We start from the raw sequence: 11349 nt of genomic DNA on the forward strand, positions 1-11349 counted from the left end.
GGAAAGCCGCTTGTCCGGTTCTGAGAGGGGCCGGGTCGCAACCTGGACCACGGGCGAGATCATGTGGCACCGCCGGGAAACCAGGCGGCAAACAGAGAACACAAACGTCGCCCTACCGTCCGGGGAGTGCCCGGCCTACTCAAAACCCCTGTCTCCCTGTGGTTGCACGGCGAGATCGCAGCCTCGGGCGGTGCGTCTGGCAAGCGAGCTTCAGAAAGTGCAAGCGGGTTCGCAACTCCGACACTGAAACGCGAAGACACTTTTGGAAGAGCCCAGAGTTGTTTGCTATTTCGGCCGACGCAGACACGGGAAAGAGGCCGCAAACAAGGTGAGTCGCCATGTCGGAGCCGTCGAAGCATGCCGTTCAGTGTTCTCGTTCATTGATGTTCGCTGCTGACGACGAGGATCGGTTGCCTCTTTTGCCCAGAGCCCGTCGTCTAGGCCGATCCGGGCTCTATGAGGCAGCGACCATCACGGTCGCGGCCGCCGCGCTGGCCGTCAGCGTCTTCCCAGCTCAGGCCCAGTTCGCCAGCCTGACGGCCTTCGGCGACAGCTACGCGGATACGGGTGCAGCTCCGGGCGGGGCGTTCCGCATCCTGGGAACCGTGCTGGACATTCCGGGCGTCTATCCTTGCGTGGCGCCGCTGGCGAGTTGCCGGTTCACCGGTAGTACGAACTTCAACGACACGCTGCAGTCGCTCTCCGGCCTGCCGGGTTTGACCAACTATGCGATCGGCGGCGCCCGCACCGACAACTCCAATACGATCGGGCTGCTGGGAACCGATTTCGGCTTCCCCTACCAGCTTCAGCAGCTCGCCCTGAACGGGACGCGCTTCGGCGAGCGCGACCTCGTCACCCTGTCCATCGGCGGCAACGACGAGTCGTACATGACCAGCAGCGACACGCTCGCGACCGTCAACGCGCGTGCGACGCTGGCGGCGCACAACGCGGTTTACGGTGGCATCGCGGTCGATGGCTTCGTCACCGGGGGCGTCCAGCAATTGGTGGCGGCCGGTGCCCGCAACATCGCCTGGTTGGGGTCAGGCAACTCGAAGTATTTTCCCCAGCCCGAACCCGTCGGAGTTGCGTTGACCACGGCGCAGCGCGACGCGTGGGCGGCCACCTATCTGTACGAGACCCAGGTGGCGCTGCGGCCGCTGGCCCAAGCCGGTATCCGCATCTTCATGCTCGACTTCGGCATCCTGCAGGCGCGTGTTGCCGCCGATCCGGGCCGGTACGGTTTCAGCGGAACGCAGTGCGAAGCCGGGCCGATCGGGGAAGGCGTGCCGTTGAACGTCGCCGGCTGCTTCTACGAGAACTCGGTGCATCCGACCGGTGCCGCGATGGCAGTGATTGGCGCCTACATGGCGAACCAGATCGACGCACCGACCACCGTCATGCCGCAGGGCAGCATCGCGACCGGCGTCGCCGCGACCTTCGTCGACTCGGTGTTCGGTCGACTCGACGCCTATCGGACTTTTCAGAACTACGGGGTCGGTTCTGCGATCGCCGAGACCTTCGCTGGAACCAATGCGATGGCGACCACGACGCCGGTGGCGGTCGCGCCGCAGAGCCGGTGGTCGGTTTTCGTCGATGCCAGTTACCCCAGCGGCAGCACCGACCGGGAGTTCTATGCGGCGGGCGCCGACTGGCAAGCGGTCGGCGGCACCCTCGGGGTCGAGGTTCGGCTCGATCCACGGGTACGGCTCGGGGCCGTACTCGGCTACTCCGAACCCGAGGTCGACCTCGACGTCCAGAACACCCGCAACCACATCCAGGCCTACCAGATCGCCGGCTACGGCTCGTTCACCGACGTCAACTGGTTCGCCGACGCATTGTTCGCCTATGGGCGCCAGGACTTTTCGCTCGACCGCTCCGGCGTGATCGACGTCGTCCACGGCAGCACCAGCGCCGAGACCCTCGCGGTGGCAGCCAAGGGCGGCTATCTGGTCGACGTCGGGCCGGTCCGTGCCGGACCGATCGCCGGGATTGCCTACACGCGCGCCGTGATCGACGCCTACACCGAGACCGGCGATAGCCTGCTCACCATGCGGGTCGACCAGCAGTCACTCGATACCCTGACGGGCAGCGCCGGCCTGCAGGTGCGGGTTCCGGTCCTGCTCTCGAGCGGTCTCTACAGCCCGTTCCTCAACGTCACGGCCGAGCACGACTTCCTCGGCTCCGGCCGGACCCTGACGACCACCCAGGTGACGACGCCGCTGTTGCCGGTGCTGACCCCGGTGCCCGAAGACGACCGCACCTACGGCAAGGTAGCGGTCGGGGTCGCCGCCGTACTGACCGGCAACGTGAGCGCCAACGTCACGGCGGCGACGACGTTTGCCCGCGACGGCGGTAACGACATCATGGTCAGCGGCGGCATCAAGGTGGCGTTCTGAGCCCGCGTAGGGCGGAACGCGATAGCGGTTCCGCCATTTTGCTCGGTATCGTGATGGCGGATCGCCCTATCGGGCATCCGCCCTACGAGGCTGCTTTGGGTGGTCGGCGACCGAGGGCGGTTCAACGACCTCGGTGCCGTGCCCACCAACAGGACGCAACGCAATGTGCTGAAAGAAGAGGATGAGAACGATTGGCACACAGGCGAGCTGATTCGCCTACTGGTCGACCTGGCTGGACTGCTGCACGATCTCGGCAAGGCGATCGATGCCTTCCAGCGACGCCTGAACGGCAAGCTGTCTGGACGCAACCTGATTCGGTACGAGTGGGTATCGGTGCGGCTGTTCGAGTCGTTCGTGGGCGATGACGACGATGCAACCTGGCTGGCTCGCCTGGCTGAACCGACGGCAGCCGACGACCAGCGCTGGTTAAGCGAACTGCGCAAGGACGGGCTGGACACCCCGCTCGGCTCACCGTTCAAGAGCTTGAGCCGAGCGCCACTCGCGCAGGCGCTGGCCTGGCTGGTGGTCACACACCACCGCTTGCCAGAGCTTCCGCGCGATGAGGTGTTTCAGATGTCCGCGCTGCGCGGCCTCTTGAACCAGATGCAACCGACCTGGAATGAGCGAGCCTTCGATCCCTCGGACCGCAAGGCCCTGCGGCCCTACTGGCACTTCCCCCATGGCCTGCCCGTGACCACCGACGCCTGGCGACAACGCGCCAGGCGCATCGCACGCCGCTTGTCACCCTTCGCCTTGTCCTCGAACACCGGATCGGCTGCCGACGCGGTGCTGAACAACCCCTTCGTGATGCACCTCAGTCGATTGAGCCTGATGCTCGCGGACCACCACTACTCAAGCCTTGAAGGCGCGCACGCGGAGCGGGTCAAGGTCACGCCCGGCAACCCGCTGCTGGCCAACACTTGCAAGAAGGGTGGCGGTCCCAATCAGTCATTGGACGAACACCTGCTCGGCGTGGCCCAGTGGCCCAGCACGCGTCTCAGATTGCCCGCTTTCTGCCTCGCTTCGAGCAGCACCTGCCGCGGCTGGGCAAACACCGACGCCTGAAGCAGCGCGCACAGCACGAGCGCTTCCGGTGGCAGGACAAGTCGGCCGAGGCGGCCGCCAGCATGCGCGAGCGCTCACGCGAGCACGGTGCCTTCATCGTCAACATGGCCTCCACGTGCTGCGGCAAAACGCTGGCCAACGCCCGCATCATGTATGCGCTCGCCGAGCCGTCCCAGTGCATGCGCTGCGCCTTCGCGCTGGGGTTGCGCACCCTGACGCTGCAAACCGGCAAGGCCTTCAGTGACCTGCTGGGGCTGGGCGATGACGACCTCGCCATCCGCGTGGGAGGCTCGGCCAGCCGCGTCCTCTTCGAGCATCACGAGGCCCAGGCGGAGGCGACCGGATCCGCTTCGCGGCAAGCCTTGCTGGACGAAGATACGCATGTTCTCTGCGAAGGCCAGACCGATCAGCACCCCCTGCTACGGCGCGCCTTAGCCGATCCAAACGTCCGCAAACTCCTGGTGGCTCCACTGCTGGTCTGCACCATTGACCACTTGACGCCAGCCACCGAGAGCCAGCGCGGCGGCCGGCAGATTGCACCCATGCTGCGGTTGATGAGCGGGGATCTGGTGCTCGACGAACCCGACGATTTCGACCTGGCGGACCTGCCCGCCTTGACCCGCCTGGTGCATTGGGCCGGTCTGCTCGGGGCGCGCGTGCTGCTGTCATCGGCCACCTTGCCGCCCGCACTGGTCCAAGGTCTGTTCGAGGCATACCGCAGCGGTCGCCAGCACTTCCAGCGCAACCGCACGGCACGCCCCGGCGGCGCCGAAAGGCCTCCGGGCATTTGCTGCGCCTGGGTGGACGAGTTGCACCAGCAGGTCCACGACTGTCCGGAGACTGCCAGCTTTCAGCAGATCCATGAGCAATTCGCTCAGCGACGTCATGAAGCACTGGCCCGGTTGGCGGCCGAGCCGCGCCGCCGTGCGGCGATTCTGCCCGTGCAGGGGTTGCAGGGCATCCGTCAAGTACCCCTGCTGGCCGAGGCCTTTGCGCCCCAGGTGTTGTCGGCCGCCGTGAGCCTGCATCGCGCCCATCACAGCGTGGATACGTACACCCACAAGCGGGTCAGCTTCGGCCTGGTGCGCATGGCCAATATCGAGCCGCTGTTCGAGGTGGCTCTTGAGCTGTTCCAGCTAATCCCGCCTGATGGCCTGCGTGTGCATCTGTGCGTCTACCACTCGCGCCACCCCTTGCTGGTACGTTCAGCCATTGAGGCGCAACTGGATCAGGCGCTGCAACGCCATGAGCCAGACGCCGTGTTTTCGCTGCCCGACATCCGTCAGCGACTGAATGCCTCGCCGGAGACCGATCACCTGTTCATCGTGCTCGGGTCGCCGGTCACCGAGGTCGGTCGTGATCACGACTACGACTGGGCCGTGGTGGAGCCCTCGTCGATGCGCTCGCTCATCCAACTCGCCGGGCGCGTGCGCCGTCACCGGCCTGGTCCGGTGGCATCACCCAACATCCTGGTCTTTAGCCACAACCTGCGTCACTTCAGCCGCCAGCCGGGCCAGGCGGCATTCTGTAAACCGGGCTTTGAGACCGATGGCGATGCCTTCCACCTCGCCTCACACGACCTGCGTCAGTTGATGAGCGCCGAGGAGATCGCCGTAATCGACGCCCGGCCACGAATCGTCTCGCCGGCGTCGGCTGCGTTGCGGCCCCGCGAACGCTTGGTCGACCTGGAACATGCGCGCATGCGCCATGAGATGCTGCCGCAGCAGCGGGTTGCCGCAACCAAGCCGCTGGGTAGCCGTGCCCGTGCTGCGGCCGCACGTGCCGTACCGGAGCCTACGCTGAACGCCAGCACCTGGTGGCAGCAAGCGCCAGAGGATGCCTTGCTTACGGCCCTGTTGCCGCAACGGCAACCGTTCCGAAAGGAACCCGACCGACGGGACATCACCCTGGCTTTGCTGCCGGATGAAGACGGCGAGAACGCCCTGTTGCATCAGGTCATGGAGGGTGAACGCCGTGGAGAGAGCCTGTATGTCGAAGTGAACCGATCCCAGTGTGAGCACCTACCCGAGGCGGTGATCCAGGGCGACCGCATTGAGCCATGGGGCGTGACGGACTACATGGGCGCGCTGTCGGCCTTGGCATCGGAACTCGATCTACCGCTTTCAATCTGCGCGGAACGCTTCGGCACCACGACCGTGCGGCCCAATGACAGCGGATGGCGCTATCACCCGGCCTTGGGGTTCGCCCGAAAAAGGAGCTGAAGGCGAGCCGGCGCAAAGCGCCAGCATGCGCTGCCTGTGCGGCAGTGAAGGTTCAGAACGATTGGTCGCTCGTCATTTTTCTGAGCTGCTTCTCAGCAGTCCGAGAAGTTTAGTCCGCGCCCGGCACGGTCCGCGATGTTTCGTCGGAGAACTACCTTGGCGCGATGCAGAAAAGTTAATTTATTGGTCACTCATCATTGGTTGTATTATCCGTTTTGGCAGGCTAATGTACACGAGGCATGAGGAGATCGCGCTGCATCGGATCGTCACACACCGAGCAGCAGCCACCCAACATGCCCAAACCCCTGAGCACGTCTCGGGGATCTTCAGGACGCGGTCTTTTGGCCGCGCACGCCAAAGGGATTGCCATGTCTACGCCATTGAACGGACGTCAGGCAGCGCTGCGCTTACTCATCGTGGACTTTTTGTCCGAACGCCTGAGCGCCAAACTGGAAAAGCTCGCCGAAGACGACCCCAAACGCGCTGCACTGCTCGCGCAGTTCGCTCCAGCCGCCTGGCTTCAGGATGCGGCCCGCCGCGTCGAGCAGATCCAGGCGGTCACCCACTCGCTCAAACCGATCCACCCGGATGCCAAAGGCAGCAGCCTGTTCCGTGAACCTCATTCGCTGACCTCGCTGGCCGAGGTCGGTAGCCACACACTAGGCAGCATGTTCGAGGCCGATGTTGTGGGTAACGCGGCCGCGCTCGACGTCTACAAATTCCTGAAACTGACGTATCAGGGGCGCAGCTTCTTGAACCTGGCGATTGAGGCGGATACGGATTTCGGAGCGGCGCTCACCGATGATCCGGCGACAGCCAGCGCGTGGATGGCCGCATTCGCCGGGTTGACTAAGGCGCGGGGCACGTTCAGCTCCCATACCCAGGCCAAGCAGATCTACTGGCCCATCGGCGACGACCCGCACGACGACGCGGGTTACCACCTCCTCGCACCGCTCTACCCGACCTCGCTCGTCCATCGCGTCTACCAAACTCTGCAGGAGGACCGTTTCGGTGAGGACGCAAAGGCCGCGCGCGCGGCCCGCAAGGCAGGCGAATGGCATGAACGGCCAGTGCGCGAGTACACGAACATCGCGGTGCAGAAGCTCGGCGGCACCAAGCCCCAAAATATCAGCCAATTGAACAGCGAGCGTCGCGGAGACAACTGCCTGCTCGCATCCCTTCCCCCGGTGTGGCAATCGCTGACCATCAAGCCACTGTTCGGCGTGGACTCGCTGTTCAAGGTGTTCGGATGGCGGCGCGAAGTCCGCAACCTGGCCGGGTACTTAAGAAGGTTCCTGCAAGCAGATCCAGCCCGGAATCAAGAAACCCGGTTGCGCCTATCCGAGCAGGTGGAGGCACTGCTTGATGAGTTGATCCAGTTCACCGCCGAGGTCCACATGCTCGAACCCGGCTGGAGCGCCGACCCGCAATGTGACTTGCCGCCCGCTCACCGCGCCTGGCTGGATCTAGATGCCACGGATAGCAAACCGGACGGTGCCATCGACCTCGTGGTCGGAGACTTCGCGCACTGGCTCAACGCCCGGCTGCGTGAACCGCTGCCCATGGGCGATCCGGAGTACCTGTGCTGGCGCAAACTGGCCCGAGAGCAGCTCAAAGACTTCGCCTGGGAGACCGCGCATGAGCAGTGAGAGCAGCATCCCGGAACACCAAGCCGTGCTGGTGCTGCCGCACATCCGCGTACAGAGCGCGAACGCGATCTCCAGCCCCATGACCTGGGGCTTCCCGGCGATCACCGCCTTTACCGGTTTGATGACCGCGCTCGAGCGCCGCTTGGGGCGCGATAGCGGTCTCGCCTTGTATGGCATTGGCGTGATCTGCCATGGCTTCGAGGCGCAGATCACACATGAGGGCTACACGCGCGCCTTCCGGCTGACCCGCAATCCGCTTCGGCATGACGGCAGCACCGCTGCCATCGTCGAGGAAGGCCGCGCCCATCTGGACCTGACCCTGGTCTTTGATGCACGCCTCACGGATGACTTCCGAGGCGATGCGGAGCGCGTCGCATTGGCCGATCGTGTCGCCGACGAACTGGCCGGCATGCGGCTGGCGGGGGGCAGCGTGATGCCGGGGCTACCCATTCCCGCACGACGGCCGACCCGCCCCGTACTGGAGTTGGTGCCGGACGACGGGCAATCTGATGAGCAGCACAAGGCTTATGGAGACTGGTTCCGACGTCTCGCGCGGCGCTGGCTCCCGGGCTTCGCGCTGGTGTCGCGGGATGACCTGCTGCAGGCGCGCCTGGCTGAGTTGCGTGAAGACGACCCAGCGGCGACCGCGCTGGACGCCTGGCTGGACCTGTCGCGCTGGAACGCCCGAGCCGTCGAGCGACCGACCGAACACGGCAGCCATCAACCACCCAGGGTGGAATGGGTCAACGACCCGCGTGCCGGCTGGATCGTGCCGATCCCGGTGGGCTTCGCGGCGCTTTCAGACCTGCAGCCGCCCGGCAGCGTCAAGGGTGCACGAGACATGAGCACGCCGTTTCGTTTCGTCGAGACGGTCTGGTCCATGGGTCAGTGGGTCAGCCCGCACCGCCTCAAGGGGCTGGATGATCTGATCTGGGTAACTGACCATGATCCCGAGCACCCAAGCGAGCACGGGCTGTACCGCTGCCGTAACGCCTACCACCCGCCGGCAGCCATGCCTGAGCCGGCCGATCTGACCAACAACATCCAACCCTGAGCGTTCAAGGAGAGACCCATGGCAACGAAAGACAACACCCTGAAGACCGCATCCGTGCTCGCCTTTGAGCGCAAGCTCGATCCATCGGACGCCTTGCTCTTCTCGGGCGACTGGAGTCAGCGCGACAACTCCTTGGCCTGGAAGCCGGTCACCCTCCGAGAAAAGTCGGTGCGCGGCACGATCTCGAACCGCCTCAAGACCAAGGACCAGGATCCTGCCAAACTCGATGCAGCCATCGAGAACCCTAACCTACAGACGGTGGATGTGGCCGCGCTGCCTGCTGGCGCCGACACGCTAAAAGCGAGCTTCACGCTGCGCGTGCTGGGCGGCACCGGCACGCCCTCGGTCTGCAACAACGCCAACTATCAGGCGAAGCTGCTAAGCACGGTCAAGGGCTATGCGGACACCAATGGCTTCGGCGAACTGGGCCGCCGCTACGCACATAACCTGGCCAACGCTCGATTCCTGTGGCGCAACCGCATTGGCGCCGAACAGGTGGAAGTACGCGTAGAGCACCTGATGAAAGGCCAGGCCGCAACCACCTGGACGTTCGATGGCCTGCAACTGTCCCTGCGCGATTTCGATGCCCCGGCCTCCGTCGCGAAGGACCTGCAAGCGTTGGGCGACCTGATCACCCAAGGACTTGCCGGCAAGAGCCATATACTGCTCCAGGTAACCGCCTTCGCCCGCCTGGGCGCGGGGCAAGAGGTCTATCCCTCCCAGGAACTGATCCTCGACAAAGGCAACAGCAAGAAGAGCAAGACCCTCTACGACGTGCAAGGGGTAGCGGGGATTCACTCGCAAAAGCTGGGCAACGCACTGCGCACGATCGACACCTGGTATCCGGATGTGAGCGACGGTCTTGGACCGATCGCCGTGGAGCCCTACGGGTCGGTTACCACGCTGGGAAAGGCCTGTCGCAAGCCGACCGACAAGCAGGATTTCTACAACCTGCTCGACGGTTGGCTGTTGAAGGACAAGATCCCGCCCTTGGAACAGCAGCACTTCGTGATGGCCACCTTGATCCGTGGCGGTGTCTTTGGCGACGCCGGCAAGGATTGAGGCCATGCGTGACTACATCGACATCCATCTGCGCCCTGATCCGGAGTTTCCGGCGTACCAGCTAATGGCTGCGCTCTATGCCAAGCTGCACCGCGTGTTGGCTCAGGTTCAGTCCAACACCATCGGCGTGAGTTTCCCCGGCTATCGAGAGTCACCGCCGACGCTAGGCAACAGGCTGCGCCTACTGGGACCAGAAGCGGACCTGTCTCGACTGATGGAGCACCCTTGGCTTAAGGGTATGCGGGACCACACCGAGGTCGCGCGTATAGCCCAAGTCCCCGTGAACGCCGAGCATCGCAGTCTGCGGCGAGTTCAAGCCAAGAGCAGCCCAGAGCGCTTGCGGCGCCGGCAGATGCGTCGGCACGGTCTAACCGAACAGCAGGCGCGCGAGCGCGTTCCAGACCTGGCCGCGGAAATGCTACAACTACCCTTCGTGACACTCGCGAGCGTCAGTACCGGACAGAGCTTTCGCCTGTTCTTGCGACTTGGCCCACCAACCGCAGCCCAGGCCGGCCCATTCAACACCTATGGATTGAGCTGCACAGCGACGACTCCCTGGTTCTGACCCTTTTTCTGGTTTCCACGATAAGTCTTTGATCTCAATGCCCATGTCGTCGCAGCTATCCAGAAGGGTATTCGCGACTGGCTGCTGGATAGTTCTTTTTATTCAAGGCCATACAGCGGTTCGGGGCTTGTTCACTGCCGCATAGGCAGCTCAGAAATGACAAAAGGGATCCTCGCGGCTGACACAGCGGTTCACTGCCGCATAGGCAGCTCAGAAAAGTCAGAGGCTGCGAACATCGCAGACTCTGACGTTCACTGCCGCATAGGCAGCTCAGAAACGTCAGGCCGCGCACGTTTCCAAACAGCTTCGGTTCACTGCCGCATAGGCAGCTCAGAAATGGCTCGGGTCTGGTCGCGTTCGTCGCCCAGCGTTCACTGCCGCATAGGCAGCTCAGAAAGCCCGCGTAGGGCGGAACGCGATAGAGGTTCCGCCATTTTGCTCGGTATCATGATGGCGGATCGCCCTATCGGGCATTCGCCCTACGAGGCCTCCACGAGCCCGCGTAGGGCGGAACGCGATAGCGGTTCCGCCATTTTGCTCGGTATCGTGATGGCGGATCGCCCTATCGGGCATCCGCCCTACGAGGCTGGGTCGCCGCCATCGGCTCATGGTCAGAGGCCGGAGTGTCGCCGTGCTCGTGATACATTTTGGGACATCCCTGTCCCAAAATGACTGCGCTCGGCGACAGCCTTCTTGCCCCGATTCGCCCTGCGTCCGTGGCGCTACGCCGACCTCTCGCAGGCTCGAGGCCGGCTTCGCACCACTCCCTCAAATGGCTTGACGGCGTGTCGGATGCGCTTGCATATGGCCTACGCGGCTACGGGATCTCGTGGACCTGCGGTCCACGGCGACCCCTTCGCCACTCCGGCCATACGCCCGCGCCGACGCCTATCGGGGACTACGCGCCTTCGCTTCGCTCTCCATGGCGCGCAGCGATTGACGCAGGGGGCGCGGCGGTGAATCCTGATGCGTCACTTTTTCTCCCCGCCGCCGTTAGCGCTGCTGGCGCGCGGCATGGGTGAAGCGGCCACGGCGGCTGGGTAGCCGTTCAGAGACCCGGCACTGGAGCCGGCAGCGGAGCCGCCTCGCGACCGGCGCGGCGCTCAGCGATCACACCGGCCAGATAGGGACAAGGCACATGGCCGCGCTTGCGACAGGTGTCGATTACGCTGGCCAGCAAGGTGAAGGTGCGTGACCCGGCCTCGCAGCGCGTGCCCATCATGATGCGTCGGGCGATCACCCAATGGCGCAGCCCGCGCAGGGCGGAACGCGATAGCGGTTCCGCCATTTTGCTCGGTATCGTGATGGCGGATCGCCCTATCGGGCATCCGCCCTA

The 11349-nt window shown here is 64.4% G+C and carries 8 protein-coding genes and 1 CRISPR repeat array; of the genes, 7 read left to right on the plus strand and 1 reads right to left on the minus strand.

Annotated features, from left to right (window positions below; genetic code table 11):
- The first annotated feature begins 338 nt into the window (after window positions 1-338).
- The 7 genes from G3480_RS22605 (at window position 339) to cas6f (ending at window position 10013) form a co-directional block, all read left to right on the plus strand.
- Window positions 339-2396, plus strand: a complete 2058-nt coding sequence (locus G3480_RS22605; RefSeq protein WP_206171850.1) for an autotransporter domain-containing protein — start codon at window positions 339-341, stop codon at window positions 2394-2396.
- A gap of 99 nt (window positions 2397-2495) precedes the next feature.
- Window positions 2496-3461, plus strand: a complete 966-nt coding sequence (locus G3480_RS29295; RefSeq protein WP_164656327.1) for a hypothetical protein — start codon at window positions 2496-2498, stop codon at window positions 3459-3461.
- Window positions 3377-5683 (plus strand): type I-F CRISPR-associated helicase Cas3f, encoded by a 2307-nt coding sequence (gene cas3f / locus G3480_RS22615; protein ID WP_164656329.1) that lies wholly within the window; start codon window positions 3377-3379, stop codon window positions 5681-5683. The genes G3480_RS29295 and cas3f overlap by 85 nt, the downstream gene beginning before the upstream one ends.
- Before the next feature lie 341 nt (window positions 5684-6024).
- Window positions 6025-7332 (plus strand): type I-F CRISPR-associated protein Csy1, encoded by a 1308-nt coding sequence (csy1, locus tag G3480_RS22620; RefSeq protein WP_240905988.1) that lies wholly within the window; start codon window positions 6025-6027, stop codon window positions 7330-7332.
- Entirely contained in the window at window positions 7322-8386 is a 1065-nt protein-coding gene (csy2, locus tag G3480_RS22625) for a type I-F CRISPR-associated protein Csy2 (RefSeq protein WP_164656331.1), read from the plus strand. Before csy1 ends, csy2 begins: the two co-directional genes overlap by 11 nt.
- A 54-nt stretch (window positions 8387-8440) precedes the next feature.
- A complete protein-coding gene (gene csy3 / locus G3480_RS22630) occupies window positions 8441-9448 on the plus strand; it encodes a type I-F CRISPR-associated protein Csy3 (RefSeq protein ID WP_338114205.1) in 1008 nt (335 codons plus the stop codon).
- Window positions 9449-9452: 4 nt separating this feature from the next.
- Window positions 9453-10013 (plus strand): type I-F CRISPR-associated endoribonuclease Cas6/Csy4, encoded by a 561-nt coding sequence (gene cas6f, locus G3480_RS22635; RefSeq protein WP_164656335.1) that lies wholly within the window; start codon window positions 9453-9455, stop codon window positions 10011-10013.
- Between the two features lie 129 nt (window positions 10014-10142).
- Window positions 10143-10410: a CRISPR direct-repeat array (repeat unit 28 nt; unit sequence GTTCACTGCCGCATAGGCAGCTCAGAAA).
- 651 nt (window positions 10411-11061) lie between these two features.
- Here the strand turns inward: cas6f and G3480_RS22640 are convergent.
- Entirely contained in the window at window positions 11062-11301 is a 240-nt protein-coding gene (locus tag G3480_RS22640) for a hypothetical protein (protein ID WP_164656337.1), read from the minus strand.
- Window positions 11302-11349: the final 48 nt, after the last annotated feature.

The organism is Thiorhodococcus mannitoliphagus (genome assembly GCF_010915725.1).
GTDB lineage: Bacteria > Pseudomonadota > Gammaproteobacteria > Chromatiales > Chromatiaceae > Thiorhodococcus > Thiorhodococcus mannitoliphagus.

What these genes read in the sequence shown, in the direction of transcription:
- G3480_RS22605 (WP_206171850.1), top strand. Translation starts at nt 339, where the DNA reads ATGTCGGAGCCGTCGAAGCATGCCGTTCAGTGTTCTCGTTCATTGATG.
- csy2 (WP_164656331.1), top strand. Translation starts at nt 7,322, where the DNA reads ATGAGCAGTGAGAGCAGCATCCCGGAACACCAAGCCGTGCTGGTGCTG.
- cas6f (WP_164656335.1), top strand. Translation starts at nt 9,453, where the DNA reads ATGCGTGACTACATCGACATCCATCTGCGCCCTGATCCGGAGTTTCCG.
- G3480_RS22640 (WP_164656337.1), bottom strand. Translation starts at nt 11,301, where the DNA reads ATGGCGGAACCGCTATCGCGTTCCGCCCTGCGCGGGCTGCGCCATTGG.